General features: G+C 66.9%; 27 protein-coding genes. 16 read left to right on the top strand and 11 right to left on the bottom strand.

The window, feature by feature from the left end:
* The first annotated feature begins 41 nt into the window (after positions 1 to 41).
* Positions 42 to 1154, top strand: a complete 1113-nt coding sequence (locus IB230_RS17120) for a glycoside hydrolase family 18 protein (protein WP_192274080.1) — start codon at positions 42 to 44, stop codon at positions 1152 to 1154.
* A 72-nt stretch (positions 1155 to 1226) separates the two neighbouring features.
* Here IB230_RS17120 and IB230_RS17115 read toward each other — a convergent pair whose 3' ends face one another.
* Positions 1227 to 3530, bottom strand: coding sequence for a TonB-dependent receptor (locus tag IB230_RS17115; protein ID WP_192274079.1), 2304 nt, complete (start codon positions 3528 to 3530; stop codon positions 1227 to 1229).
* 306 nt (positions 3531 to 3836) lie between these two features.
* On the opposite strand from IB230_RS17115, the gene IB230_RS17110 reads away from it, so the two are divergent.
* The gene (locus IB230_RS17110) at positions 3837 to 4649 is read left to right on the top strand and encodes a hypothetical protein (protein WP_192274078.1); all 813 of its coding nucleotides are present in this window, start codon (positions 3837 to 3839) and stop codon (positions 4647 to 4649) included.
* A 72-nt stretch (positions 4650 to 4721) separates the two neighbouring features.
* The gene (locus IB230_RS17105; protein WP_192274077.1) at positions 4722 to 5756 is read left to right on the top strand and encodes a patatin-like phospholipase family protein; all 1035 of its coding nucleotides are present in this window, start codon (positions 4722 to 4724) and stop codon (positions 5754 to 5756) included.
* Between the two features lie 4 nt (positions 5757 to 5760).
* Here the strand turns inward: IB230_RS17105 and IB230_RS17100 are convergent, their stop codons facing one another.
* From IB230_RS17100 to IB230_RS17090, 3 genes are all read right to left on the bottom strand, one after another.
* Positions 5761 to 6372, bottom strand: a complete 612-nt coding sequence (locus tag IB230_RS17100; RefSeq protein ID WP_192274076.1) for an N-methyl-D-aspartate receptor NMDAR2C subunit — start codon at positions 6370 to 6372, stop codon at positions 5761 to 5763.
* A gap of 124 nt (positions 6373 to 6496) precedes the next feature.
* The gene (locus IB230_RS17095) at positions 6497 to 6799 is read right to left on the bottom strand and encodes a putative quinol monooxygenase (RefSeq protein WP_192274075.1); all 303 of its coding nucleotides are present in this window, start codon (positions 6797 to 6799) and stop codon (positions 6497 to 6499) included.
* A 63-nt stretch (positions 6800 to 6862) separates the two neighbouring features.
* Entirely contained in the window at positions 6863 to 7342 is a 480-nt protein-coding gene (locus tag IB230_RS17090; protein WP_192274074.1) for an Lrp/AsnC family transcriptional regulator, read from the bottom strand.
* A gap of 127 nt (positions 7343 to 7469) precedes the next feature.
* On the opposite strand from IB230_RS17090, the gene phhA reads away from it, so the two are divergent.
* The 8 genes from phhA (at position 7470) to IB230_RS17050 (ending at position 15723) form a co-directional block, all read left to right on the top strand.
* Complete coding sequence (gene phhA, locus IB230_RS17085; RefSeq protein ID WP_192274073.1) at positions 7470 to 8354, top strand: phenylalanine 4-monooxygenase; 885 nt, start codon at positions 7470 to 7472, stop codon at positions 8352 to 8354.
* Positions 8355 to 8399: 45 nt separating this feature from the next.
* Positions 8400 to 8855: an azurin gene (gene azu, locus IB230_RS17080; RefSeq protein WP_192274072.1), complete on the top strand. Its 456-nt coding sequence runs from the start codon at positions 8400 to 8402 to the stop codon at positions 8853 to 8855.
* A gap of 152 nt (positions 8856 to 9007) precedes the next feature.
* Positions 9008 to 11623 (top strand): Fe/S-dependent 2-methylisocitrate dehydratase AcnD, encoded by a 2616-nt coding sequence (gene acnD, locus IB230_RS17075; RefSeq protein ID WP_192274071.1) that lies wholly within the window; start codon positions 9008 to 9010, stop codon positions 11621 to 11623.
* 43 nt (positions 11624 to 11666) lie between these two features.
* Complete coding sequence (locus IB230_RS17070; RefSeq protein WP_192274070.1) at positions 11667 to 12131, top strand: SRPBCC family protein; 465 nt, start codon at positions 11667 to 11669, stop codon at positions 12129 to 12131.
* A 120-nt stretch (positions 12132 to 12251) separates the two neighbouring features.
* Entirely contained in the window at positions 12252 to 12680 is a 429-nt protein-coding gene (locus IB230_RS17065; RefSeq protein ID WP_192274069.1) for a hypothetical protein, read from the top strand.
* Between the two features lie 35 nt (positions 12681 to 12715).
* Positions 12716 to 13909: a 2-methylaconitate cis-trans isomerase PrpF gene (gene prpF / locus IB230_RS17060; protein WP_192274068.1), complete on the top strand. Its 1194-nt coding sequence runs from the start codon at positions 12716 to 12718 to the stop codon at positions 13907 to 13909.
* A gap of 81 nt (positions 13910 to 13990) precedes the next feature.
* Entirely contained in the window at positions 13991 to 15097 is a 1107-nt protein-coding gene (locus IB230_RS17055; RefSeq protein ID WP_192274067.1) for a histidine kinase, read from the top strand.
* Positions 15094 to 15723: a response regulator transcription factor gene (locus IB230_RS17050; protein ID WP_192274066.1), complete on the top strand. Its 630-nt coding sequence runs from the start codon at positions 15094 to 15096 to the stop codon at positions 15721 to 15723. Before IB230_RS17055 ends, IB230_RS17050 begins: the two co-directional genes overlap by 4 nt.
* A 105-nt stretch (positions 15724 to 15828) precedes the next feature.
* On the opposite strand, the gene IB230_RS17045 is transcribed toward IB230_RS17050, so the two are convergent.
* Positions 15829 to 17064, bottom strand: a complete 1236-nt coding sequence (locus IB230_RS17045) for a DUF4010 domain-containing protein (RefSeq protein ID WP_192274065.1) — start codon at positions 17062 to 17064, stop codon at positions 15829 to 15831.
* Positions 17065 to 17162: 98 nt separating this feature from the next.
* On the opposite strand from IB230_RS17045, the gene IB230_RS17040 reads away from it, so the two are divergent.
* Positions 17163 to 18194 carry a class 1 fructose-bisphosphatase gene (locus IB230_RS17040; protein WP_192274064.1) on the top strand — a complete coding sequence of 344 codons (1032 nt, stop codon included), beginning with the start codon at positions 17163 to 17165 and terminating at the stop codon, positions 18192 to 18194.
* A gap of 34 nt (positions 18195 to 18228) precedes the next feature.
* The gene (locus tag IB230_RS17035; protein ID WP_192274063.1) at positions 18229 to 18936 is read left to right on the top strand and encodes a 2OG-Fe(II) oxygenase; all 708 of its coding nucleotides are present in this window, start codon (positions 18229 to 18231) and stop codon (positions 18934 to 18936) included.
* Here IB230_RS17035 and IB230_RS17030 read toward each other — a convergent pair.
* Both IB230_RS17030 and IB230_RS17025 read right to left on the bottom strand, forming a co-directional pair.
* Positions 18919 to 19467, bottom strand: a complete 549-nt coding sequence (locus tag IB230_RS17030) for a nucleoside 2-deoxyribosyltransferase (protein WP_192274062.1) — start codon at positions 19465 to 19467, stop codon at positions 18919 to 18921. The genes IB230_RS17035 and IB230_RS17030 overlap by 18 nt on opposite strands.
* A gap of 88 nt (positions 19468 to 19555) precedes the next feature.
* Positions 19556 to 20644: a PA0069 family radical SAM protein gene (locus tag IB230_RS17025; RefSeq protein ID WP_192274061.1), complete on the bottom strand. Its 1089-nt coding sequence runs from the start codon at positions 20642 to 20644 to the stop codon at positions 19556 to 19558.
* Between the two features lie 66 nt (positions 20645 to 20710).
* Here IB230_RS17025 and cls point away from each other — a divergent pair, with 66 nt between their 5' ends.
* From cls to IB230_RS17010, 3 genes are all read left to right on the top strand, one after another.
* Positions 20711 to 22156 carry a cardiolipin synthase gene (gene cls, locus IB230_RS17020; protein ID WP_192274435.1) on the top strand — a complete coding sequence of 482 codons (1446 nt, stop codon included), beginning with the start codon at positions 20711 to 20713 and terminating at the stop codon, positions 22154 to 22156.
* Between the two features lie 66 nt (positions 22157 to 22222).
* Complete coding sequence (locus tag IB230_RS17015; RefSeq protein ID WP_192274060.1) at positions 22223 to 22486, top strand: hypothetical protein; 264 nt, start codon at positions 22223 to 22225, stop codon at positions 22484 to 22486.
* The gene (locus IB230_RS17010) at positions 22483 to 23256 is read left to right on the top strand and encodes a pyridoxine 5'-phosphate synthase (protein WP_192274059.1); all 774 of its coding nucleotides are present in this window, start codon (positions 22483 to 22485) and stop codon (positions 23254 to 23256) included. Before IB230_RS17015 ends, IB230_RS17010 begins: the two co-directional genes overlap by 4 nt.
* A gap of 30 nt (positions 23257 to 23286) precedes the next feature.
* Here IB230_RS17010 and IB230_RS17005 read toward each other — a convergent pair whose 3' ends face one another.
* The 4 genes from IB230_RS17005 to exbB form a co-directional block, all read right to left on the bottom strand.
* Positions 23287 to 23688, bottom strand: coding sequence for a biopolymer transporter ExbD (locus IB230_RS17005; protein ID WP_192274058.1), 402 nt, complete (start codon positions 23686 to 23688; stop codon positions 23287 to 23289).
* A 133-nt stretch (positions 23689 to 23821) separates the two neighbouring features.
* On the bottom strand, positions 23822 to 24232 hold the full coding sequence (locus tag IB230_RS17000; protein WP_192274057.1) for a biopolymer transporter ExbD: 411 nt from the start codon (positions 24230 to 24232) through the stop codon (positions 23822 to 23824).
* A gap of 3 nt (positions 24233 to 24235) precedes the next feature.
* Positions 24236 to 24661: a biopolymer transporter ExbD gene (locus IB230_RS16995; protein ID WP_192274056.1), complete on the bottom strand. Its 426-nt coding sequence runs from the start codon at positions 24659 to 24661 to the stop codon at positions 24236 to 24238.
* Positions 24662 to 24707: 46 nt separating this feature from the next.
* Positions 24708 to 25457, bottom strand: coding sequence for a TonB-system energizer ExbB (gene exbB / locus IB230_RS16990; RefSeq protein WP_192274055.1), 750 nt, complete (start codon positions 25455 to 25457; stop codon positions 24708 to 24710).
* Positions 25458 to 25475 lie beyond the last annotated feature (18 nt).

Below are 25475 nucleotides of genomic sequence, written 5' to 3'. Positions count from 1 at the left end.
AGTGACGGCCCCGCCCGCGTGGCGACGACCGTGGAGTGCCCGTGCCCCGCTTCGCCCTCTGCCTGCTGGCACTGATCGCGCTGTCGCCGTTCGCGAGCCTTGCCGAAACACCGGCGCATCGCCCCATCGTGATCGGCTACGTGATGGACGGTGCGACACTGCCGCCCATCGAGGCGCGCAAGCTGGATGCGATCAATTTCGCGTTTGCGCACGTCAATGACGCCCATGAAATCTTCCTGCGCAGCGACACCGCAACCACCGCGCTCGTCGGCCTCAATGCGCTGAAGACGGACAATCCCGATCTCAAGCTGTTGCTATCGGTAGGTGGCTGGGGATCGGGCAACTTCTCGGAAGCCGCGGCGAGCGATGCCGCACGTACCGCATTCGCCGAAAGCGCCGTGCGGCTGGTCGTGCAGCACCGGCTGGACGGCATCGACATCGACTGGGAGTACCCCACCCTGCCCGGCCCCGGCATCAGCCACAGCCCCGCGGATCGCGACAATTTCACGCGGATGCTGCAGGCCGTGCGCGACCGGCTCGATGCCCTGGGCAAGGCCGATGGCCGCCATTACCTCCTGACCATCGCTGCAGCGGATGGCGAGGCGGCGCGCGGCCTCGACCTGCCGCGCATCGTGCCGCTGCTGGACTGGATCAACCTGATGACCTACGACTTCTTCGGCAGCCTGACGCCGGTCACGGGTCATCACGCGGCGCTCGGGAAATCCGCATCGGCACCGGGGGATGCGCGTACCACGATCAAGGCGGTCGACGAGTTCCTGGGCGGCGGCGTGCCGCCGGCCAAGCTCAACGTCGGCGCGGCGTTCTACGGTCGCAAGTTCGTGCGCGTACAGCGCGCGGACCACGGCCTGTACCAGGCTTACGGCGAGCATGCGGCGTTCCTGTCGTGGCGCGATCTCAAAGCCGACTACATCGATCGCAACGGCTACGTGCGTCATTGGGACAAGGACGCGCAGGCGGCATGGTTGTGGAACCAGACTGACGCAAGCTTCGTCACCTACGAGGACCCGCAGGCGCTGCGCGCCAAAGCGGCCTACGTGCGCGAGCGTGGCCTGGGAGGCGTGATGTACTGGGAACACCGCCAGGACGACGGCACCCTGCTCGATGCGCTGCGCGAGGGCTTGTACGGTCCATGACGAAAAAAGGCGCCACCCGCGAGGATGGCGCCTTTCGTCGTTGCCTGGCTTCCGTGGACGGGAGCCGCTGGATCAGAACTTCGCGCTGAACTCCACGCCCACCGTGCGCGGCTCGTTGAGGAAGCCGGTCAGGTTGTTGAAGTCGATGCCGCCGACGATGCGCGTCTGGTCGGTGATGTTGCGGCCGTACAGCGCCACTTCGTAGTTGCCGTAGTCCCAGCCATAGCCGACGCGCAGGCCGCCTTCCAGCGACGACTTGCCGGTGAACTCCCGCGACTCGTACAGGAAGAAGTTCACTTCGCTGCGGTAGGCCCAGTCGGTGTAGACGTACAGTTCGCTGCCGTCGCCCAGGCCGATGCTGTAGCGCGCGGTCAGGTTGTGCACCCATTCCGGCGCCTGCGGCAGACGGTTGCCGTTGATCAGCGCCTTGCCGCTGGCATCCAGCGGATCGGTCACGGTGCACTGCGCGCACACCGACACGGCCAGGTCGCGGTCCTTGATCTCGGTGTCGTTGTAGCTGCTGCCCAGCGTCAGCAGCAGGTTGTCCAGCACGTACGCCTGGAAGTCCAGCTCGAAACCCTGGCCCGTGCTTTTCTCGGCATTGAGCAGGATGTTGGAGTTGTTGGCGCCGCCGACCGCGGTCAGCTGCTGGTCCTTCACTTCGTAATAGAAGACGTTGGCGCTCAGGCGCGCGCGCTTGTCCCAGAAGTCGGTCTTGATGCCGGCCTCGAACGCAGTGGACGTTTCCGGACCGGCCACGGTCTTGTCGTTGAAGTCGCCAGCGGACTGGATGCTGCTGCCCCGGTAGCCGGTGGCGACGCGCGCGAACAGGTTGGTGTCGTCGTTGAGCTTGTAGACCGCGGACAGGTCCCAGCTCAGCTTCTTGTCTTCCGGCGAGGCCGTCAGGAACGGATCGGCAGCGTCGCCGGCAGCGAAGGCCGCCTGCTGCGCGGCCAACAGGCCGGTCAGGTCGCCCTTGGTGCCGTTGTAGGCTTCGACGCTCAGCTCCTTCTTGTCCACGGTATAGCGAAGGCCGCCACGCAGCTCGAGCTTGTCGGTGGCCTGCCAGGTGGCGGCACCGAACGCGGCCCAGGAATCGTTCGTCTGGCGGACGCGCTGGTAACCGCTCTGCGCGCCGTTGCTGAAGATGGAGTCGTAGCTGAAGCTTTCGACGCGATAGTCCTCGTCGAAGTAGAACAGGCCCGCCTGCCAGTTCCACGGACCCGCGTAGGCCGACTCGATGCGGAACTCCTGCGTCCACTGCGCGTGCTTGGGAATGCCGTCGGCGGTTTCCGACGAGAACGGAATGAAGCCCGGGCCGTACTGGCCATCCGGCGCATACGGCGCACCGAAGCCGCCGTCGATGTCGCCGCGGTTCATGGTCTCGACGCTTTCGTAGCCGGTGATCGAGTACAGCTTGTACTCGCCGATGTCCCAGCTCAGGCGTGCGCTGGCGCCCTGCGATTCCAGCTCGGAATAGTTCAGGCCATCCTGGGTGACCTCGTCGCGGTCGAAGCCCGGTACCAGGTTGTTGGTGCCCGGCTGGATGATGTTGGCGCGGAACAGGCGCGCGGTGCCGTTGAGCTTGCGCGCGTGCGCATTGAGCAGCGCCTCGAAGCCCTCGCCTTCGTACAGGAACTGCACGCGGCCGGCGGACTCGTCGTACCCCTCGTAGCCGTCGCTCGGACCCGGGTAGGTGTTCTTCACCGAATCGTCGCGGCGCTGGAACAGCACCGAGGCGCGTGCCGACCAGTTCGGGCTCAGGGCACCCCCGATGGCGCCTTCGAGGTTCCACATGTCGTCGGTACCGTAGCCGACCTTGCCGTAACCACTGGTTTCCTGCGACGGCCGGACCGAAGCGAACTTCACCACACCGGCGGGGCTGTTGCGCCCGAACAGCGAACCCTGCGGACCACGCAGCACTTCCACCTGCTCCAGGTCGAACAGCGGGAAGCCCTTCAGGATCGGGTTTTCCTGCACCACATCGTCGTACACCAGCGAGACCGGCTGCGAGGTGTTGAGACGGAAGTCGGTGTTGCCGTAGCCGCGGATGTAGAAGCGCGGGAACGCACGACCGAACGAAGACTCGATGTTGAGGCTGGGCACGCGGCCCGACAGGAAGCGGAGGTCGGTGCCGCCGGAGGCCAGCACGCCAAGCTGCTCGGCGTTGACGGTGCTGATGGAGACCGGCACGTCCTGGATGTTCTCGACCTTGCGCTGTGCAGTCACTTCGATGGCGTCGAGGGTCGTCGCACTCTGCGGCGCCGGCGCGGCGGGAGATGCTTCCTGGGCGAACGCGGTGCCGAAGGGCAGCAGCGCGGCGATGGCAAAGGCGAGGCGTTGCGGCCGGAGGGCGGCCGGGCGGACTGGGGACATGGCGGTGGCTTTCCGAGTGGGTGGGGTTCGGGGCGCTCGAGGGCGCTAGCACGCGAATGTTGCATTACAGCAACAAGGGGGGCAATGGCCGGAAGTCCCGCTTCCGACGAAGGTAACGGCGGTTGCCCATCGGGGGTCGGCTCTCCGTACGCAGGCCGCCGCTCGGGTACGTTCAGGCACGTCGGCACGAGCGCCGGCAGGTCCGGGGACCGAGCGCCATCCTGCGGCACCCCGGGCGCAGCACCGTCGTCTGACGCGGACCGGAGGGGACGCTATCCTCCGCCCGGTCGACCCCGGGGGATCCGCATGCCGCCTTCCACACTGCACGCACGCCTGAACGCCCTGCTGCACCCGGCTTTCGTATCGGCCCTGGTGGTGTTGGTCGTCAACGACCACCTGCTCAAGGCGGCATTCCACAACGCGGTGACAGGCAAGCTGTCGGATTTTGCAGGCGTGTTCACCTTCGCCTACTTTCTCGGCGTGCTGGCGGGCCGACGGCTGGTCCTCGTCCATCTGGCCGTCGCGCTGGCATTCGCATGGTGGAAATCACCGGCCTCGCAGCCTTTCATCGACGCATGGAACACCGGCCCCTGGTTCGACATCACGCGTGTGGTGGATCCGACCGATCTGCTGGCACTGCTCGTATTGCCGGCCTCACTGACCCTCCTGCGGCGGGCCTGGCGGATGGGCACCGCAGCCCGTCGAGCCTGGGTGCGATGGACGGTGGCGCTGGTCGCCCTGCTGGCGTTCACCGCCACCAGCCGCGTGTCGCGGCGCGACGTCGACCTGACCTATCTGTCGCCCGTTCCCGCCGACGCTCTGGTCGCCACGGTGCTTGCCCAGGAGGGCGATGCCGATGCCAGCAATGGGGAACTGATGCTCTTCTTCGAGATGGAAAGTTGTGGACAAGCGTGGGCGCGTTTCGAGATCCAGGCAGCCGGAGACCTGACCCTGCTGCGGCTTCGGCGCATCGAGTCCCACCAGTGCGACATCGAGGGCTTCGGTTGGGAGCAGCTCTTCAACGACATGCGGCCGGCGTTGTCCCTGGTGCAGGCGCGGCTGCTCAGGCCGCATCCGATCACCGACACGGCGACGACGGCCACTTGCCCGGAAACCTGATCCGCTGCGCCAGTCCAGCGCCATTTGGGTAAACCTACGTATCCTTCCCGCCTCTCCCCTGCCCTGCCTGCCATGACGCACTCCCTTCCTGCCCGCGTGCTGTCCCTCGCCGCACTGCTCGTGCTGGCCGCATGCGGCGGCGACAACGTCAAGCCGACACCCCCGCCCGTCCCCGTCGCGACGGTACCGCCCGCACCGAAGCCGAAGGTCGGCATCGCGCTGGGTGGCGGTGCGGCCAAGGGCTTCGCGCACATCGGCGTGATCAAGATGCTGGAAGCCAACGGCATCGAACCGCAGATCGTCTCGGGCACCAGCGCCGGCAGCGTGGTCGGCGCGCTGTACGCCAGCGGCATGGACCCGTTCCAGATGCAGAAGCAGGCGTTCGCACTGGACGAGGCGAAGATCCGCGACGTGCGCCTGTTCTCCGGCGGGCTTGTGCAGGGCCAGAAGCTGCAGGACTACGTCAACGATCTGGTCGGCAAGCGCACGATCCAGCAATTGAAGAAGCCGTTCGCCGCCGTGTCCACCCAACTGGAGACCGGCGAGCGCACGGTGTTCGTGCGCGGCAACACCGGCCAGGCCGTGCGCGCGTCCAGCAGCATCCCCGGCGTGTTCGAGCCGGTGGTGATCGGCAAGGCCAGCTACGTGGACGGCGGCGTGGTCAGCCCGGTCCCCGTGGACGCCGCGCGCCAGCTGGGCGCGGACTTCGTCATCGCGGTGGACATCTCCACCAAGGCGCCCGGCACCAAGCCCGGCAGCATGCTGGGCATCGTCAACCAGTCGATCGGCATCATGGGCCAACGCCTGGGCGAGCAGGAACTGGCCCGCGCGGACATCGTCATCCGCCCGAAGGTCAACGACATCGGCCCGGCCGACTTCGAGCAGAAGAACAACGCCATCCTCGAAGGCGAGCGCGCCGCGCTGGCGGCGATGCCGCAGATCAAGGCGAAGCTCGCCGAACTTCAGCGTACCCGCACGGCAGCACACGCTGCGAAGCATGCGCCGCCGAAACCGGACCCGCGTTGCCTGGAAGAACCTTCGCGACTGGGCAAGCTTTTCGGCCGCGACGTGAAGTGCGATGCCACCGGCCAGCCGGTGAAACCGTAAGCGATCAGGAGGTCACGCGACGCAGGTTGTCGCGCGCCCTCGCCTCCAGCGCAGCGTGGAAATGCGGCGTGCTGTAGATCGCCGGACGCTCCATGAAGCCGAGCAGGATCTCCTTGCGCTTCCGCCGGAACAGGAAGCCCGGCACGTAGCTGTATTCCTTGCGGATCTGCTGCTCGTATTCGTCGAAGCGGGTGCGTTCAGCGCCGAGGATCGACAGGTCGATGTCGACCAGCAGTTGTTCGTCCCTGCCCTGCGGCACGGCGGTATGCCGCGTCGCCATCACCAGATCGTGGACATGCTGCGCCGATTCGCTGCCGACGCCGGCCGCGAGTAGCGCATCGCGCGCCCAGTCGGCACTGCGCTGTTCGTTGTCATGGCCTTTGACGTCGTAGATGGCGTCGTGGAACCACAGCGCCATCTCGACCGCATGCGGATGCTCGGCCGACCCTTGCGCTCCATCGAAGGCCGCCAGGCATTCACCGAGGTGCTGGAGCGTGTGGTAATGGCGCTGCGGTTCCGCGTACGCGGTTTTCAGCTGCTCGAACAGCGCACTGCCCTCGCCCGCCGCGCCGATGCCGGTCCATGCGCGCTGCCAGGAGGCGAGGAAGAGATCCATGACGCAGTCTAGGACGAAATCCGCGGGTACGCCGACGTTGATGTGGGAGCGACGTAAGTCGCGATGACGGCACCGCAGCGGTTCATCGCGACTTACGTCGCTCCCACATCAGTGTTCCGTGCGTTTACCGTGAGGACGGCAATCCCTGCCCGCCCACCGGCACCGTTTCGACATGGCTGTCGAAGCCGGCGATCAGTGGGCGCGCCTTCGCGATGGCCTGCTGCACGACGGGCAGCGACAACGAAGCCTTGTGGCTGGCGGCATCGGTCCAGACTTCGGTGATCCAGATCGCGTCCGCATCGGCCGGATCCTGCGCGATGACATAGCTCAGGCAGCCCGGCATGGCCTCGGTGCCCTCCAGCAGGATCGCGAGCACTGCGTCGCGCTGCCCGGGCGTGGCGCGCATCTTGCCGATCAGTCCGTACATGGCGGTTCCTCCGAAAGTGGCGAGCGCGTTGTAGCACGCGACGCGGACAGGCGATGTCCTCGATCAGACCTTCGGCAACGGCAGGCCGGCGTCGGTCTTCACCGCGCGCAGCACGAAGCTGGAGTTCACGTCGGCGACGCCGCTGGCGTTGAGCAGCCCGTCGAGCAGGAAACGCGAGAAGTGCTCCAGGTCCTGCACCACCACGTGCAACAGGTAGTCCATGTCGCCGGTCAACGCATAGCAGGCCACCACTTCGTCCCTCGCCCGTACGCCGTCGCCGAACAACTGGACGCTGGCGGGGTCGTGCCGCTCGAGCTGGACGCGCACGAACGCCTGGAGGCCGAGGCCCACCGCCTTGGGATCGACGCGCGCGCCGTACCCGGCGATCACGCCTGTCACCTCCAGCCGCTGGATGCGACGGAGACACGCCGACGGCGACAGGTTCACCTGAGCGGCGATGTCGGCATTGGTCGCCCGGCCATCCCGCTGAAGCAGGGCCAGCAGGCGCAGGTCGGTCCGGTCGAGGGTGGCCGATTCGGTCATATGCTGCACAGGATAGCCTATTCATGCACGATCATTGCGCCACCTGTCGGTATTCGCGCAACTTTGCAAGCCTGTTGCGTGGATCTACGGCTAGCATCGTCCTCTGACCAAGTTTCCGGGGGACCCCATGAACGAGCCGCGCCGCGTCGAGCACCAGCAGACCGACAAGGGCTACGTGCCGGTGTACACGACCGCCCTCGTGGATCAGCCCGCCGACTACCCGACCGACGACCACGCCACCTGGGGCACGCTGTATGAGCGCCAGCGGGCGCTGCTGGTCGGGCGCGCCTGCGACGAGTTCCTGCAGGCGCAGGACGCGATGGGCATGACCCCGGACCGTATCCCCCGCTTCGACGAACTGAACGACGTACTGCGCGCCGCCACGGGCTGGACGCTGGTCGGCGTGGAAGGCCTGCTGCCGGAGCTGGAGTTCTTCGACCACCTGGCCAACCGCCGCTTCCCGGTGACCTGGTGGATCCGCCGGCCGGACCAGATCGACTACATCGCCGAGCCGGACCTGTTCCACGACCTGTTCGGCCATGTGCCGCTGCTGATGAATCCGGTGTTCGCCGACTACATGGAGGCTTACGGCAAGGGCGGCGTGAAGGCGCATGGCATCGGCACGGACGCGCTGCAGCACCTGACGCGGTTGTACTGGTACACGGTGGAATTCGGCCTGATCAACACGAAGGACGGCCTGCGCATCTACGGCGCCGGCATCGTATCGTCGAAGGGCGAGTCGCTGTATTCGCTGGAATCTGACGCGCCCAATCGCATCGGTTTCGACCTGGAGCGGATCATGCGCACGCGCTACCGCATCGACACGTTCCAGAAGACCTACTTCGTCATCGACAGCTTCGAGCAGCTGATGAACGCGACCGCGCCGGACTTCACTCCGATCTACGCGCGACTGGAAAAGCAGGACGCGATCCCGGCCGGTGACGTGCGCGACGGCGACACGGTCTACACGCGCGGCACCGGTGAAGGCTGGGCGGACGGCGGCGACGTCTGACGCAACGCTTACAATCGCAGCATCCCTCGCCTCCGTGGATGCCCGATGCTCCGACGCCTGTTGCCGCTGATCGCGCTTTGCGCGCTGTTCTCCCTTTCCAGCGCCGCGTTCGCCCGCAACTGCGCGGTAACGATCGAGGCGACGGACATGATGACCTTCAACCTGAAGACCATCCGCGTGCCGGGCGACTGTGCGCAGCTGCGGGTGGTGCTGAAGCATGTCGGCCGCATGCCGGCGCAGGCGATGGGGCACAACTGGGTGCTGACGGAGACACGGCACCACCGCGAGGTCGGGCTGGCCGGCGGGCGCATGAAGCTGGCCGACGCCTACGTGCCGCGCAGCGATGCACGCGTGATCGCGCATACGCCGGTGATCGGCGGCGGACAGACGACCGAAGTCGTGTTCCCGACAGCGCGCCTGCGCAAGGGCGGCGACTACACCTTCTTCTGCTCGTTCCCCGGCCACTGGAACATGATGAAAGGCGCGCTGGTCTTCGAATGACCGTCCCACGTTGATGATCTCCATCAACGCATCGACGATTTCTTTCCGACGGTGGGTTGCCGTTCCGCTAGGGCGGGCAGGGGGTCCGGTAGCATAGTGATCACGCGCCGGGCTTGCGCCGCGCGCGCCTCGTTCACAGCTGACGGCACGCCATGAATACCGACTACCGTATCTCGCTCCCGGGCACCAAGCTCGATTACTACGACGCGCGCGCCGCGGTCGATGCCCTGCAACCCGGCGCCTGGGCCACGCTGCCGTACACGGCGCGCGTCCACGCCGAGAACATCGTGCGCCGCGCCGACCCCGCCCGTCGCGACGACTTCCTGCGGCAACTGGTCGAGCGTCGCCGCGACCTGGATTTCCCGTGGTTCCCGGTGCGCGTGGTCTGCCACGACATCCTCGGCCAGACGGCGCTGGTCGACCTGGCTGGCCTGCGCGACGCGATCGCAGACATGGGCGGCGATCCGGCGCAGGTGAACCCGGTGGTGCCTGTGCAGTTGATCGTCGACCATTCGCTGGCGGTGGAATGTGGTGGCTATGACCCGGATGCATTCGCGAAGAACCGCGCCATCGAGGACCGCCGCAACGAAGACCGCTTCCACTTCATCGACTGGACCAAGCTCGCGTTCAAGAACGTCGACGTGATCCCGCCGGGTAACGGGATCATGCATCAGATCAATCTGGAGAAGATGTCGCCGGTGATCTACACCCAGGACGGCGTCGCGTTCCCCGACACCTGCGTCGGCACCGACAGCCACACGCCGCACGTCGATGCGCTCGGCGTCATCGCGATCGGCGTCGGCGGGCTGGAAGCGGAGAACGTCATGCTCGGTCGCGCGTCGTGGATGCGCGCGCCGGACATCGTCGGCGTAGAGCTGAGCGGCAAGCCGCAGCCCGGCATCACTGCGACCGACGTGGTGCTGGCGCTGACCGAATTCCTGCGCCAGTCGAAGGTCGTCGGCGCCTACCTGGAGTTCCGTGGCGAGGGCGCGGCGGCGCTGACCATCGGCGACCGCGCGACGATTTCCAACATGGCGCCCGAGTACGGCGCGACCGCGGCGATGTTCTTCATCGACGACAACACGCTGGACTACCTGCGCCTGACCGGCCGCAGCGACGAGCAGGTCGCCCTGGTCGAAACCTACGCAAAGACCGCCGGCCTGTGGGCCGACGACCTGAAGACCGCGCAGTACGAGCGTACGCTGCAGTTCGACCTGTCCACCGTCGTGCGCAACATGGCCGGCCCGTCGAACCCGCACAAGCGCCTGCCGACCAGCGCGCTGGCCGAGCGCGGCATCGCCGACGAGGCCAAGCTGCAGGCGGGCAGGGGAGAGGAAGCGCAGGGCCTGATGCCGGACGGCGCAGTGATCATCGCCGCCATCACCTCGTGCACCAACACCTCGAATCCACGCAACGTCATCGCCGCCGCGCTGCTCGCGCGCAACGCCAATGCGAAGGGGCTGGTGCGCAAGCCGTGGGTGAAGTCGTCCCTGGCGCCGGGCTCGAAAGCGGTACAGCTGTACCTGGAAGAGTCCGGCCTGCTGCCCGACCTGGAGCAACTCGGCTTCGGCATCGTCGCGTTCGCCTGCACCACCTGCAACGGCATGAGCGGCGCGCTGGATCCTAAGATCCAGCAGGAGATCATCGACCGCGACCTGTATGCGACTGCGGTTCTGTCGGGCAACCGCAACTTCGACGGCCGCATCCATCCCTATGCGAAGCAGGCGTTCCTTGCGTCGCCGCCCCTGGTGATCGCCTACGCCATCGCCGGCACCGTGCGCTTCGATATCGAAAAGGACGCGCTGGGCGTCGATGCCGATGGCAACCCGATTACGCTGAAGGACATCTGGCCGAGCGACGAGGAGATCGACGCCATCGTCAAGGCCAGCGTGAAGCCGGCGCAGTTCCGCAAGGTCTATGAGCCGATGTTCAACGTGCGCGTGGAGCACGGCGGCAAGGTCGATCCGCTGTATGCCTGGCGCCCGCAGAGCACCTACATCCGCCGTCCGCCGTACTGGGAAGGCGTGCTGGCCGGCGAGCGCACGCTGCGCGGCATGCGGCCGCTGGCGGTGCTCGGTGACAACATCACCACCGACCACCTGTCGCCGTCGAACGCGATCCTCGCCTCGAGCGCGGCCGGCGAGTACCTGGCGAAGATGGGCCTGCCGGAAGAGGACTTCAATTCTTACGCCACGCACCGCGGCGACCACCTGACCGCGCAGCGCGCGACGTTCGCCAATCCGCAGCTGCTCAACGAGATGGCGGTGGTCGGTGGCGACGTGAAGAAGGGTTCGCTGGCGCGCATCGAGCCGGACGGGCAGGTCGTGCGCATGTGGGAAGCCATCGAGACCTACATGGACCGCAAGCAGCCGCTGGTGATCATCGCCGGCGCCGACTACGGGCAGGGCAGTTCGCGCGACTGGGCGGCGAAGGGCGTGCGGCTGGCCGGCGTGGAGGCGATCGTGGCGGAAGGCTTCGAGCGCATCCACCGCACCAACCTGATCGGCATGGGCGTACTGCCGCTGGAGTTCAAGCCGGGCGAGACGCGCAAGACCTACGGCATCGATGGCACCGAGACCTTCGACGTGGTCGGTGAGCGCCGGCCGCGCGCCGGGCTGACGCTGGTGATCCATCGCGCCAACGGCGAGACGGTGCAGGTGCCGGTGATCTGCCGCCTCGACTCGGACGAGGAAGTGTCGATCTACGAGGCGGGCGGGGTACTGCAGCGGTTCGCGCAGGATTTCCTCGACGCGTCGAAAGCGGCCTGACCCGTTCGTCGTCTCGGTACACCCACCGCACAGGAATCCGATCATGTCCGACAACAACGCCCCCGGTACCGTCCGCCTGCACCGCGTGCTGCGCGCGCCGCCGTCCCGCGTCTACCGGGCCTTCCTCGATCCGGACGCGATGGTGAAGTGGCTGCCGCCGCACGGCTTCACCGGCAAGATCCATTCGATGGATGCGCGCGTGGGCGGCGGTTATACGATGTCGTTCACCAACTTCGGCACCGGTTCCAGCCATTCCTTCGGCGGCACCTACGTGGAGCTGGTGGAGAACGAACTGCTGCGCTACACGGACCAGTTCGACAACCCCGGCCTGCCGGGCCAGATGCAGGTCACGGTCTCGCTGAAGCAGAGCATCGCCGGCACCGAACTGAACGTCGTGCAGGAGGGCATCCCCGCCGCGATCCCGGTCGACTTCTGCTACCAGGGCTGGCAGGAATCGCTGGAGCTGCTGGCGAAGCTGGTGGAGCCGGAGATCCCCGACGGGGCATGACACATGCGTCCAGGTGAGCTCATGATCATGGCTCGGCTACCCATAGAGATCGCTAGCGACGCACGGGCGGCGATGCACTCGGTGGGACTAAGCGAGGCACCTGAGGGCTCAGTCTGGCCCATGGAGAGCTATCACCAGTCGTTGTCCGTCAACCATCCGTCGGATCGTCGTGACGCGCTCGTTCGTGCACTGGATCGCGTGCGCATCCCTTCGTTCGACTTAGTGTTCAATCGGATCACGAGTAGCGGCACAGGCAGAAATATCCATTGGACGTTGCGCGCTAAAGGTCATCCTCCCGGCTTCGATCTTGCATTGAGAGCGGTGCGCCAGGCCATGCGAGATGAGTCCATCGACGACAGCATTGGACACGAGCCCCACATCACACTGTGCTATCGCGCGCCAAGTTCGTTCACAGGTTCTTTGAGTATCGAGCCGATTCTGTGGCGAGTTGATGCCATCGAACTGGTAACTGCCATTGCTGACCCTTACGGTTATGCGACGGTAGCAACGCGGACACTGCAGCCACCGGCGCAGCGATCGCTTCTGTAGGCCCCCTGTCATCCGTTCAAGAGTCTGAGAATTCCATGTCCCACGCCCCCCAGATCCGCATCCCCGCCACCTACATGCGCGGCGGCACCTCGAAAGGCGTGTTCTTCCGCCTGCAGGATCTTCCGGCGCGCGCACAGGCGCCCGGCCCCGTGCGTGATGCGCTGCTGGGCCGCGTAATCGGCTCGCCCGATCCCTACGGCAAGCACACCGACGGCATGGGCGGGGCGACATCGAGCACCAGCAAGGTGGTGATCATCGCGGCGAGCTCGCAGCCCGGGCATGACGTGGACTACCTGTATGGCCAGGTGCCGATCAACGAGTCCTTCATCGACTGGAGCGGCAACTGCGGAAACCTGTCGTCGGCGGTGGGTCCGTTCGCCATCGCCAACGGCTTCATCGACGCGGACCGCATTCCCGCCAACGGCACGGTCACGGTACGCATCTGGCAGGCCAACATCCACAAGACCATCGTCGCCCACGTGCAGGTGACGAATGGCGAAGTGCAGGAAACCGGCGACTTCGAACTCGACGGCGTGACGTTCCCGGCCGCGGAAGTGCAACTCGAATTCATCGATCCGGCCGACGAGGGCGAAGGCGAGGGTGGCGGTGCGATGTTCCCGACGGGCCATCTGGTCGACGATCTCAACGTGCCGAGCGTAGGCGTGTTCAAGGCCACGATGATCAATGCCGGCGTGCCGGTGGTGTTCGTCGAGGCCGCGGCGCTGGGCTACGACGGCACCGAGCTGCAGGGTGCGATCAACGAAGACAAGGCCGCGCTGGCGAAGCTGGAAGCGATCCGCGCGCACGGTGCGGTCCGCATGGGCCTGGTCGACAGCATCGAGGCCGCAGCGAAGCGGCCGCTGACACCGAAGGTGGCGTTCGTCGCGCCACCGAAGGATTACGTGTCGTCCAGCGGCAAGCCGGTGCAGGCCGGCGACATCGATCTGCTCGCGCGCGCGATGTCGATGGGCAAGCTGCACCACGCGATGATGGGCACCGCCTCGGTCGCCATCGCCACCGCGGCCGCCGTGCCCGGCACCGTGGTGAATGCGGCCGCCGGTGGTGGCACGCGCGAAGTACTGGTGTTCGGGCATCCGTCCGGCACGCTGCGCGTGGGTGCTGACGTGAAGCAGGTCGACGGCAAGTGGGCGGTGACCAAGGCGGTGATGAGCCGCAGCGCGCGCGTGCTGATGGAAGGCGCGGTGCGCGTGCCGGGCGACGCGTTCTGACGATCCCCGGTTGACCTGCCGGAAGTCACCACTTTCGTCCGAACCATTGCCTCGGCGCAGCGCGCACGACAGCATGGGCGCATGTGGACGCCCCTGACCCGACTCCGCGAACCCATGACCCTGGCGGGCGCGTTCACGCTCGCCGCCGTCGCGTTGGGCCTGCGCTTCCTGCCGTCCGACGTGCTGCCGGCCGCGGCAGCGGCGCTGGCCGCGTATGCACTGGGATTCCTTCTGTTCGCCCTGGCGCCAGAGACGTGGGAGCGCCCCCGGCAGTTGGCCTTGGTCGCGATGGCCGGCCTCGCACTGCTGCTGGGCTGGCTGACGCCGCGCATCGGTACCGCACAGGTGTTGCTGGTCGTCTGGGTCGCCTGCGCCACGAACCTCCTGTCGCCGCGCTGGTTGATCGGCGCAACGGCGCTGTTGAATCTCGGCTTCTACCTGATGATGGTGCACCATGAGTTCGGTGCGCCGTTCACGATGGTGCTGATCAACCTCGGCTTCCAGGCGCTCGCCGGGCTGTGCGTGCATTACGCACGGCGTGCCGAGGACTCCCGCGACACGCTCGCGCGCGTCAATGCGGATCTGCTGGCGACACGCGCCCTGCTGGCCGACAGCGCGCGCGATGCCGAGCGCCTGCGCGTCGCACGCGAACTGCATGACGTCGCCGGCCACAAGCTGACCGCGATGAAGCTCAACCTGCGTGCCCTGGCGAGCGATCCGGCGCTGGGGACACGGGAAGAGATCCGCATCGCGCAGCAACTTTCGACGGAATTGCTGGACGACATCCGCAGCGTGGTGCAGGCCATGCGCGACTCGCGCGGACTCGACCTGCAGACGGCGATCCGCGCGCTCGCTGCGCCGCTGCCGCGGCCGGCGCTGGACTTGCGTATCGAGGAGGGCGTGAAGGTCGATGATCCTGCCGTTGCCGAGTCGCTGCTGCGCATCGTCCAGGAGTGCCTGACGAATGCCGCGCGCCATGCCAGTGCGGAGACGCTGACCGTGTCATTGAAGAAGGAGGACGCAGGCATGCACCTGCAGATCGAAGACGATGGCCGCCTCAAAGGGCGTGTGCGCGAAGGCAACGGCCTGTCGGGCATCCGTGAGCGCGTCGCCGCTCTGGGGGGTGACGTGCAGCTGGGCAGCAGCGCCACAGGTGGCCTGCGCATAGACGTGAGGCTGCCCGCATGAGCGTGCGCGTCGCCCTGGCCGACGACCAGGCGCTGGTCCGCGCCGGCCTGCGCGCCCTGCTGAAGGCGCAGCAGGTCGAGGTGGTGTTCGAGGCCGATGACGGCGCCGATCTGCTGGCGAAGCTGGAGTCGCAACCGGTGGACGTGGTGCTCAGCGATATCCGCATGCCCGGCGTGGACGGCATCGACGCGCTGATCAAGCTGCGCGAACGCGGTGATCGCACCCCGTTCCTGCTGCTCACCACCTTCGACGACAGCGACCTGCTGCTGCGCGCCACCGATGCCGGCGCACAAGGCTTCCTGCTGAAGGACGCCGCACCCGAAGACCTGCACGACGCCATCCAGCGCGTCGCGGCCGGCGAGACCCTGCTGCAGCCGGTGAGCACCGATCCCGTGCGCGCACGCTTCCGTTTCCGCGACGAAGCGCCGCCGACCGATACTTTCAGCGAGCGCGAGGTCGCGATCCTGCGCCTGCTCGCCGGCGGCTACTCGAACAAGGAAATCGCGCGCACGCTGTTCCTGGCCGAGGGCACGGTGAAGAACTACGTCTCCACCATCCTCGACAAGCTGGGCACGCGCGACCGCACCCGCGCCGTGCTGAAGGCGATCACGCTGCGGATCATCTGAAGAGCGCCGACCTTGCTTCCTGTGGGAGCGACGTCAGTCGCGATGGACTGCCATGGGAAAAGCATCGCGACTGACGTCGCTCCCACACCCGGCATCACAGGCACCTCAGAACACCCACACCATCGCCGCACCCGCAGCGAGCGCGATCAGCAAACCTGCCGACACGCGCAGGCCATACGCCGCGCCTCCGCTGACCCAGGCGATCACCGACTTGGCAATCAGGCTGGCCGACAGCAGCGCCAGCATCCACCAGCGTGCCTCCGCCGCTTCAAGGCCGCCACGGGCGAACTGGTTGGCCAGTGTCGCCACCGCGGCATGCAGTTCCGCCGCAGCAGACAGCGCAGCCGCCGCCATCGCGCCGCGCGGGCCGATCCACGCCGCCAGCGCGGCCGCAACGAACGTCAGCACCGCGACCAGCAGGGCGAAACCCAGTGCCTGGCCGAAGCGGAACATGCGGCTTTCGGAGGTCGGCGGTTTCACCGTTTCGTCGCGGCCGGCGCGCAGGCCGACGAGGCCACCCGCCAGCAGGACCGCGCCGATCACGCACAGCTCAGGCAGCAGGTCGCGCACCAGCGGCGGCGACACCGCCCACAGGATCGGCACGCACAGCGTCAGCGAGGCGAGATTGGACAGCAGCGCGGCTGCCACGGCAGAACGCAGCAGCGCCGGGGTTTCCTTCGCCCGCTGGCCGAAGCCGATCGTCGCCGCGGTCGACGATACATAGCCGGCGAAGAAGCCGGCCGCTGCCAGTCCCCAGCGATTGCCGACCAGACGCAGCACGATGTGACCCAGCGCGCTGACCGCCATCACCAGCACGACCAGCTTCCAGATCGTCGCCAGGTTGATCGCCTCGAACGGGCCGATGGCGCGGTCCGGCAGGATCGGCAGGATCACCAGCGCCGACGCCAGCAGCAGCAGGCCGTCGAAGACTTCGCGCTCGCTGAAGGTCTCGCGGGTCAGTTCGTGCAGCGGCTGCTTGGCGTACAGCAGCACGGCGACGACGACCGCCAGCCCGGTCGCCAGCGCCGGCGTGCGCATCGCCATCGCGCCGAGCAGAAAGGTCACCACCAGCGTCACCTCGCTGGTCAGGCCGGGGTCGTCCCGGTGGGTCGCCCGGTAGGCCATTGCAGCAAGGACGCCGGTGATGCCCAGGCCGACCAGCAGCACCGGCTGGCCCAGCGAGGCGGCGACCGCCGCACCCAGCGCCACCAGCGCATGCGTGCGCAGGCCGGCGATCCGGTGGCCGCGCCCGCCGCTGCGTTCGCGCACCAACCCGATCAGCAGGCCCAGCCCCAGCGCCGAGGACAGGGCCAGCCAGGTCTGCGGGGTCGCTTCGTCCATCCGATCCTTCCTCGTTCAGGTCCGCAAGCATAGCGACTGGTCTTGCATTGGTCTCATTAACCCGGACAATGCGCGCCACCTTCGCCGTGGACCCCATCATGCCCGCTCCCGCTCCGTCCGCCGTCTCGCTGAGCCGCTACCTGATCGAAGAACAGCGCGCCGGCCGCATCAGCGCCGACCTGCGCCAGCTGATCGCGGTGGTGGCCCGCGCCTGCACCAGCATCTCGATCGCGGTCAGCAAGGGCGCCCTGGGCGGCGTACTGGGCGACGCCGGCACCGGCAACGTGCAGGGCGAGGCGCAGAAGAAGCTGGACGTGCTGAGCAACGACATCCTGCTGGAAGCCAACGCCTGGGGCGGCCACCTGGCCGCGTGCGCCTCGGAGGAAATGGACCACAGCCAGCCGATCCCGGACGCCTATCCGCGCGGCGGCTTCCTGCTGCTGTTCGATCCGCTGGACGGCAGCTCCAACATCGACGTCAACGTCTCGGTCGGCACCATCTTCTCGGTGCTGCGCAGCCCGGACGGCGTGACCAAGCCGGGCGACGAGCACTTCCTGCAGCCGGGTCGCGAGCAGGTCGCCGCCGGCTACTGTATCTACGGGCCCAGCACGATGCTGGTGCTGACCACCGGCAACGGCACCCATGCGTTCACGCTGGACCGCGAGCAGGGCGCCTTCGTGCTGACCCAGCGCGACATGCGCATTCCGGAGGAGACCAAGGAATTCGCCATCAACATGTCGAACCAGCGCCACTGGGAGGCGCCGATGCAGGGCTACGTCAGCGACCTGCTCGCCGGCAAAGAAGGCCCGCGCGGCAAGGATTTCAACATGCGCTGGATCGCCAGCATGGTCGCCGACGTGCACCGCATCCTGACCCGCGGCGGCATCTTCATCTACCCGTGGGACCGCAAGGACCCGGGCAAGGCCGGCAAGCTGCGGCTGATGTACGAGGCCAACCCGATGGGCATGTTGGTCGAGCAAGCCGGCGGCGCCGCCAGCACCGGCCGCGAGGACATCCTGTCGCTGCGCCCGACCCAGCTGCACCAGCGCGTGCCGGTGTTCCTGGGCTCGAAGAAGGAAGTCGAGGCGGCCGTCGGTTACCACCTGGCGCACGACACCGCGGCGGCGTGACGGGAGCGAACGCGTTGGCGGCTAGAATCGGGCGATGAACGCCACGGCCGCCGACTTCATCGAGGTCTACCCGGACGCACTGGACGCGGACACGTGCCGCGCCATCGTCGCCCGCTTCGACAGCAGTGGGCAGGACCGGCCGGGACACGTGGGCGGCGGCCACTATCCCGAGCTGAAGCACAGCCGCGACATCGGCATCAGCGGTGTCGCCGACTGGCGCGACGTGGAACAGCGCCTCAACCTGGCCGTGCTCAGCGGCCTGCAGCAGTACCTGCGCAAGTACCCCTTCAGCCTGATCGCACCGTTGATGCTGCAACAGCCGGATGCGGAGGGCGTGCTACGCCGCCTGCGCTACGACGATGTCGCCGGCATGGACGATGCCGCGCTGATGAAGCTGGTGATGAAGGTCTTCGTGCCCGGCAAGATCAACCTGCAGCGCTACGCCGCGGGCGAGGGCGGGTATCCGTACTGGCACTGCGAACTGTTCCCGAAAGCTGTGGATGCCGAGACCCTGCACCGCCATGTGCTGTGGACGATCTATCTCAACGATGGTTTCGGCGCCGGCGAGACCGAGTTCTTCCACCAGCAACGCAAGATCGTGCCGCGCACGGGCAGCCTGCTGATCGCGCCCACCGCATTCACCCATACCCATCGCGGCAACCGGCCGCTGCACGGCGACAAGTACATCGCGACCAGCTGGGTGCTGTTCCAGCGCGCGGAGCGGCTATACGGCAGCCGCTGACAGGCGCATCAGGCCTGCATCCATGTCGGCACGCATGCGCTGCAGGGCGACTTCCGCACCGCCCACGACGATCACGCTGGGCACGGCCAGCATCAGGTTGACTGGCAGGCCGAACTCCTCGAGCTCCCATCCAGACGCGTCGAGCCCGCCTTCCGCACCGAGATACTGGGGACACCGCTGGCGTATGCGCTCGGCCAGGCCACCACCTTCGGGCACGTAGCCGTAGACGGGCTTGCCGCGCGCGATCGCGTAGCCGACCTCGAAACAGGTGCCGCTGTCCGGCTCGGCGCCACGAAAAAAGTCGAGGTTGGCCAACACGGCGTCGGCGGCATCGAGCAGGCCGAGGTCCGCACGGTAGATCCAGCGTGCGGTCTCGCGCGGATCACCGGTGGCGTGGCCGGCGACCTGCGCGTCCAGCGGGAACAGCCCTTCGAAACCGTAGCGCGCGCACAACGCCTTGAGCCGTTCGCCATGCGCGACGGCATCGGGACGGAAGATGTCGGGACCGGCCAGGTAGAGCGACTGGATCATGGGGCACGCGCACGAACGGAAGCCTGCATTGTCGTCAGGCGCGTGGCGCTTTCGATGTGACCGATCGTCGCAGCGCGACGTCGAAGCCTCAGAACAGCTCGCCCTGCGGCGACGGCTCGCGTGGCGCGACGAAACGCGTGCAATCGAACGGCGGATGGCGCCGACCCTCGAAGCCGGAGCGCTTCAGTGCCAGCGCGAAGCGGCGCGCCAACAGGTTCGCGTACACGCCCTCGCCACGGAGCCGCGTGCCGAAGCGGCTGTCGTAATCCTTGCCACCCCGCAGTTGCTGGATCGTGCTCATCACATGCGCCGCGCGATCCGGCAGGTGCGTCTGCAACCAGTCGCGGAACAGCGGGGCGACTTCATGCGGCAGCCGCAGCAGCACGTAGCCGGCCGCGGTGGCGCCCGCGTCCCGGGCCGCATCGAGCACCGCTTCCAGCTCGTGGTCGTTCACCCACGGAATGACCGGCGCGAACATCACGCCCACCGGTATGCCGGCCTCGCCGAGGCGCTTCACCGCCCGCAGACGACTGTGCGGCGCCGAGGCGCGAGGTTCCAGTCGCGAGGACAGGCCGTTGTCCAACGTGGTGATGGAGAAGTAGACGTGCACCAGGTTCTCCCGCGCCATGGGCGCCAGCAGATCCACATCGCGCTCGATCAGCGCGTTCTTGGTGATCAGCGAGAACGGATGCTTCGTCTCGGCCAGCACCTCGATGATCCGGCGTGTCAGCTGCAGCCTGCGTTCGGTCGGCTGATAGGCGTCGGTGTTGATGCCCAGCGAGATCGGCTTCGGTTCGTAACCCCGCTTCGACAGCTCGCGCCGCAGCACGTCGGCGGCGTTGGTCTTGGCGAAGATCTTCGTTTCGAAGTCCAGCCCCGGCGATAGGTCGAGGTAGGCGTGCGAGGGGCGGGCGAAGCAGTAGGAACAGCCATGCTCACAGCCGCGATACGGGTTCAACGACTGGTCGAACGGGATGTCCGGCGACTGGTTGCGGGTGATGACGCTGCGTGCGACCTCTTCGATCACCTGGGTCTGCGGCGCGGACGCGATGTCGCCCTCGGTGTCGGCGTCATGCCAACCGTCGTCGACCGTCTCCGGCGTGGTCACGGCGAACCGGCCCGGCAGGTAGCCGGTGGAACCCCGTCCCTTGATACCCGGCCGTCCCCTCGTCGTCATGCGGGCAGCCTACGCTACCCCCGTCGCAGGCGCCGCGACACCGAATAGAATCCTCAGATGCACGACATGCTTGCCGCCTTGGGCGACTTCTTCTCTTCGCTGCCCCACCTCCAGTGGTGGGTGACGCTGGCGTGGCTGCTGTACCTGGTGCCGCTGTGCTCGTGGATCATCCTGCAGAAGCGCGAGCCGGTGGCCACGTTGAGCTGGCTGCTCTCGCTGGCGTTGCTGCCTTATGTGGGCTACCTGATCTACTTCCTGCTCGGTCCGCAACGCATCAAGCGGCACCAGCTGCGCCGCACGCGTTCGCGCGAAGGCGTGGAGAGTTACGAGGTCTTCGCGCCGGCGGATGGCAACAGTGCCGAGCTGCCGATGCTGGCCCAGAAGACCACCGGGCTGCCGCCGTCCACGGCGACGTCCGTGCAGCAGCTGGTGGACGGCTGTGCCACGTACCAGGCGATCCTCGACGCCATCGCGGTCGCGGAGAACCACATCCACGTGGAGTACTACATCTTCAACGGCGACCGCACCGGGCAGCGCGTGCTCGACGCGTTGGCGGTGAAGGCACGCGAAGGCGTGAAGGTACGGTTGTTGCTGGATGCGGTGGGCTCCAACCGGCTGAAGAAGCGCGCGTTGAATGCGCTGGTCGCGGCGGGCGGCGAGTATGCCTGGTTCCACCCGACGCGGTTCCGGCCCTTCACCCGGCCCTGGCTCAACCTGCGTACGCATCGCAAGATCGTCGTGGTCGACGGACGCATCGCCTTCACGGGCGGCATCAACGTCACCGACGACGAGGACGAGTCGCTGCGCGAGGATGCCTATCGCGACCTGCACCTGCGGCTGGAAGGCGAGATCGTGCGCAGCATCCAGCAGGTGTTCGTCGAAGATTGGGTCTACGCGACCGGACAGCAGCGCAAGGACTTCCAGGGCACGCGCCTGTGGAGTGCGAACGACGCGAACGTGCGTGGCGGCATCGCCGTGCAGGCGCTGGTCTCGGGACCGGATTCCGCATGGGAGCCGATCCATCGCGCGAAGGTCGCCGCGATCCATGAAGCCAGGCAGCGTGTATGGCTGGTGACACCCTACTTCGTGCCCGGCGAGGCCGCGCGGATGGCGCTGACCTCCGCCGCGCTCGGTGGGCTCGACGTGCGGCTGGTGGTGCCCAAGGTCAGCGACTCGCGTCTGGTCACGCTGGCGGCGCGCTCCTACTTCGAAGAGCTGCTGGCGGCAGGCGTTAAGGTGTACGAGTACGGGCCGCGGATGATGCACAGCAAGGCGCTGCTGTGCGACGACGCGCTGGCCATCATCGGCAGCGCCAACTTCGACCATCGCAGCTTCCGGCTGAACTTCGAGATTTCCATGATGTTTCGCGACCGTGGCGTCGCCGGCACGCTGGCGCAATGGCTGGAAGGCGAGATCGCTGCCAGCGAGCCCGTCCGGCTCCAGCGGCACCGCTCGCTCTGGCGCCACCGGCTGCCCGAGGCGTTGGCGCGTCTGATGTCGCCGCTGCTGTGAAGCACGGCCGTTTTTGCGCTGGAGGGGAAGCGGTAAGATGCGCCCACCAAGCCCCGGGGGTGGACGATGCACTGGCTTTTCCTGTTGATGGCGATCGGCTGCATGTTCATGGCCATGCGCACGACATCGCCGCTGCTGGCGGTCACGTTGCTGCTGGTGTCGCTGGGCCTGTTCGTGGCCTGGATCATGGGCCGGCACGCGCGCCGATTGGGCGAAACGAGCCGTGACCCCTCGATGATGATCGACCCCACCGAACTGCGGAGGCTGCGCGAGCTGGCCGAAGCACGCCGCAATGCAACGCCGCCTCCCACGGAGCCGCCGGCCCCGTGACCCTGCTCAGCGTCAACGTCAACAAGATCGCAGTCCTTAGGAATTCCCGGGGTGGCGCTGAGCCTGACGTGGTGCGCGCGGCGCAGGCCTGCCTGGCGGCCGGCGCGCATGGCATCACCGTCCATCCGCGACCGGATATCCGGCATATCCGGCCGGACGACGTCCGTGCGCTGTCCTCGCTGACGCACGCTCAGGGCGTCGAGCTGAATGTCGAAGGGAATCCTTTCGCGCCGCCTCGGCCGGGGTATCCCGGCTTCCTGGCGCTCTGCGATGAGGTGCGCCCCGCACAGGCCACACTGGTGCCGGATGGCGACGGCCAGATCACCTCCGACCATGGCTTTGATTTTTCCCGCGATACCGAACGCCTGCGACCACTGGTAGCCCAGCTCAAGGCGATGGGCTGCCGCGTCAGCCTGTTCGTCGATGCCGGCTGCGAGGGACTGGAGCATGCAGCGCATATCGGCGCGGACCGGATCGAGATCTACACCGGTCCGTTTGCCGAAGCGGCGCTGGCCGGGGATGCCACCGGAGCGCTTGCGTTATGCCAGCGGACCGCACGGGACGCCCGGGCGTTTGGCCTTGGGGTGAATGCCGGCCACGACCTCAGCCAGGACAATCTGGGTCAGTTCCTCGCCAACGTGCCGGATGTCCTGGAAGTCTCGATCGGCCATGCGCTCATCGGCGAAGCCCTGTATGCCGGACTGGACACCACCGTTCGCCGGTACCTCGAGATCCTGGACGGGCAGGCCGCCACCGGGCGCCGGGACTGACCCGACGCCCGTCCCGGGCTGCGGGACCACTCAGTACCGCATCACGATATTGTCGATACCGCTGGCCTCGGCCTGCGCCAGCGCGCTGACAAGCTGCTGGTAGTCCGCGCCTTCGGCCGCCTCGACGTGCAGGACGGTACGGGGGTCCGTGATGCGGGCGTCCTCGAGCTGCGCGCGCAGTTCGGCCAGCGTGAGCGGACGATCGTCCAAGGTGTAGGTACCTGACAGGCCGACCCGCAGCACCAGGTCATTGAGGGTCTCGACCGGCTTCACCGGGTGGGGCACAGGCTGCGGGAGCAGCGTTTCGATCGGACGCGACAGCACGGGCGCGGTGACCATGAAGATCACCAGCAGGACCAGCATCACGTCGACCAGCGGCGTGATGTTGATCTCGGCCAGTTCGGAACGGCTTGCGGGAGCGGAGAACGCCATGGCACACCTCCTTCTGTCGGGACCGTGCGCCTGACGCTACGCCCGTCCCCGGAACTTCGCAAGCGCACCGCCTCCGCCAAAGAAAAACGCCGCCCTGAAAGGGCGGCGTTCAAAGGTGTGTTACGCGTCAGGATTACTGCACAAAACCGATCTTCAACATCTGCGCGTTCTTGGCAGCGGCCAATACCTTGGCCATCACCTCGTAGTGCGCTTCCGAATTCGCTTCGATGCGCAATTCCGGCTGGTTGGTCGGATCGCGCTGCACTTCATTCTGCATCCGCTCCTGCAACTCGCCCACGTTCACCGGACTGTTGTTCCAGTAAACCGTGCCATCGGCGTTGATCTTGAGCTCGATCGGCGGAGGCGGTTCCTTGACCTGCGGCGGCGGGTTGATCACGCGCTGCGGCAGGGCCACTTCGATCGGGTACGTCATGATCGGGGCGGTCACGATGAAGATGATCAGGAGCACCAGCATCACGTCCACGAGGGGCGTGACGTTGATGTCGGCCATGGGACCCTTGCTACCACCACTACTGAATGCCATGGCTTACTCCCCCTTCACTTTCGTCGCTACGTAGCCGATGTCCAGCATGCCCTGGCCCTGCGCGATCTTGGTGACCTCGGCGATGACGCCCATCTTGGTCGTCCTGTCGCCACGCAGGTTGAGCTTGGGCTGCGGCTGCAGCTGCGCTGCACTCGACAGGCGCGACTCGAGGATTTCCTTGCTGACAGGCTCGTCGCCCCAGTACAGGTCACCATTCTCCTTGACGGAGATCGTGATCGGCGGGGTCTTCGGACCGTCGTCCGCTTCCTTCGCGATCTGGGCCGTTTCCGGCAGATCGATCTTCACCTTGTGCGACATCAGCGGCGCCGTGATGATGAAGATGATCAGCAGCACCAACATCACGTCCACCAGGGGCGTGACGTTGATCTCGGCCATCGGGCCACCGCTATTACCACTACTGAAAGCCATGACGGGCTCCGTCTAGAACGTTGCGTTGACTGCTTGTACCGCCGGCTCAGCGAACGCGCGAGCCGGTGGCGAAGAAGTCGTGCAGGTCGTGCGCGAACGTGTCGAACTTGGCGATGACGGCCGCATTCGTCTTGCTGAAGAAGTTGTAGGCGAACACCGCCGGGATGGCGACGAACAGACCGATGGCGGTCATGATCAGCGCTTCACCCACCGGGCCGGCGACGGCGTCGATCGAGGCCTGGCCGGTCGCACCGATGCGGATCAGGGCGCCGTAGATGCCCCACACCGTACCCAGCAGACCCACGAACGGCGCGGTCGCACCGACGGTGGCGAGCAGCGTCATGCCGCCCTGCAGGTTGGTGCTCTCGCGGGTCACGGCCTGGCGCAGGGCGCGGTCCACGAACTCGGAACGGCTCAGGGTCTCGCCCGAACCTTCCGAACGCTGGTGGTGGGCGGCGGCCTGGGCGGCGTCGAGCGCGATCTTGGAGAAGGGCTCGTTCTTCGGCTGCTCTTCCATCAGGCGGATGGCGTCCTGCGCGTTCGGGGTCTCCCAGAACGAGCTGGTCACGCGATCAGCCTGGCCCTTCAGGCGGGTGCTGCGCAGCACGTTGATGACGGTCCAGTACCAGGACATCGCCGACATGATGACCAGGGTGAGCAGCACGACCCAGGAGACGATGAACTCGCCCGGCTTGCTGATCATCTCGCTCATCATGTGCTCGAAGCCCATCTGCGACAGGGCATTCGCGGCGTTGGTGCCCCCGGCGGCGGCGGCGAAAAGGGTTTCCTGCAGCATGACGCTTACCTTTATATA

Source organism: Pseudoxanthomonas sp. PXM01 (genome assembly GCF_014851815.1).
In the GTDB taxonomy this organism is placed as follows: Bacteria; Pseudomonadota; Gammaproteobacteria; order Xanthomonadales; family Xanthomonadaceae; genus Pseudoxanthomonas_A.
The sequence above is the reverse complement of the archived record's forward strand: the minus strand, read 5'-3'. Positions and strand labels throughout refer to the sequence as shown.

Coding starts and splice junctions, on each gene's coding strand:
- IB230_RS17115 (WP_192274079.1), bottom strand. CDS start 3,530: ATGTCCCCAGTCCGCCCGGCCGCCCTCCGGCCGCAACGCCTCGCCTTT.
- IB230_RS17110 (WP_192274078.1), top strand. CDS start 3,837: ATGCCGCCTTCCACACTGCACGCACGCCTGAACGCCCTGCTGCACCCG.
- IB230_RS17105 (WP_192274077.1), top strand. CDS start 4,722: ATGACGCACTCCCTTCCTGCCCGCGTGCTGTCCCTCGCCGCACTGCTC.
- IB230_RS17100 (WP_192274076.1), bottom strand. CDS start 6,372: ATGGATCTCTTCCTCGCCTCCTGGCAGCGCGCATGGACCGGCATCGGC.
- IB230_RS17095 (WP_192274075.1), bottom strand. CDS start 6,799: ATGTACGGACTGATCGGCAAGATGCGCGCCACGCCCGGGCAGCGCGAC.
- IB230_RS17090 (WP_192274074.1), bottom strand. CDS start 7,342: ATGACCGAATCGGCCACCCTCGACCGGACCGACCTGCGCCTGCTGGCC.
- phhA (WP_192274073.1), top strand. CDS start 7,470: ATGAACGAGCCGCGCCGCGTCGAGCACCAGCAGACCGACAAGGGCTAC.
- azu (WP_192274072.1), top strand. CDS start 8,400: ATGCTCCGACGCCTGTTGCCGCTGATCGCGCTTTGCGCGCTGTTCTCC.
- acnD (WP_192274071.1), top strand. CDS start 9,008: ATGAATACCGACTACCGTATCTCGCTCCCGGGCACCAAGCTCGATTAC.
- IB230_RS17070 (WP_192274070.1), top strand. CDS start 11,667: ATGTCCGACAACAACGCCCCCGGTACCGTCCGCCTGCACCGCGTGCTG.
- IB230_RS17065 (WP_192274069.1), top strand. CDS start 12,252: ATGGAGAGCTATCACCAGTCGTTGTCCGTCAACCATCCGTCGGATCGT.
- prpF (WP_192274068.1), top strand. CDS start 12,716: ATGTCCCACGCCCCCCAGATCCGCATCCCCGCCACCTACATGCGCGGC.
- IB230_RS17055 (WP_192274067.1), top strand. CDS start 13,991: ATGTGGACGCCCCTGACCCGACTCCGCGAACCCATGACCCTGGCGGGC.
- IB230_RS17050 (WP_192274066.1), top strand. CDS start 15,094: ATGAGCGTGCGCGTCGCCCTGGCCGACGACCAGGCGCTGGTCCGCGCC.
- IB230_RS17045 (WP_192274065.1), bottom strand. CDS start 17,064: ATGGACGAAGCGACCCCGCAGACCTGGCTGGCCCTGTCCTCGGCGCTG.
- IB230_RS17040 (WP_192274064.1), top strand. CDS start 17,163: ATGCCCGCTCCCGCTCCGTCCGCCGTCTCGCTGAGCCGCTACCTGATC.
- IB230_RS17035 (WP_192274063.1), top strand. CDS start 18,229: ATGAACGCCACGGCCGCCGACTTCATCGAGGTCTACCCGGACGCACTG.
- IB230_RS17030 (WP_192274062.1), bottom strand. CDS start 19,467: ATGATCCAGTCGCTCTACCTGGCCGGTCCCGACATCTTCCGTCCCGAT.
- IB230_RS17025 (WP_192274061.1), bottom strand. CDS start 20,644: ATGACGACGAGGGGACGGCCGGGTATCAAGGGACGGGGTTCCACCGGC.
- cls (WP_192274435.1), top strand. CDS start 20,711: ATGCTTGCCGCCTTGGGCGACTTCTTCTCTTCGCTGCCCCACCTCCAG.
- IB230_RS17015 (WP_192274060.1), top strand. CDS start 22,223: ATGCACTGGCTTTTCCTGTTGATGGCGATCGGCTGCATGTTCATGGCC.
- IB230_RS17005 (WP_192274058.1), bottom strand. CDS start 23,688: ATGGCGTTCTCCGCTCCCGCAAGCCGTTCCGAACTGGCCGAGATCAAC.
- IB230_RS17000 (WP_192274057.1), bottom strand. CDS start 24,232: ATGGCATTCAGTAGTGGTGGTAGCAAGGGTCCCATGGCCGACATCAAC.
- IB230_RS16995 (WP_192274056.1), bottom strand. CDS start 24,661: ATGGCTTTCAGTAGTGGTAATAGCGGTGGCCCGATGGCCGAGATCAAC.
- exbB (WP_192274055.1), bottom strand. CDS start 25,457: ATGCTGCAGGAAACCCTTTTCGCCGCCGCCGCCGGGGGCACCAACGCC.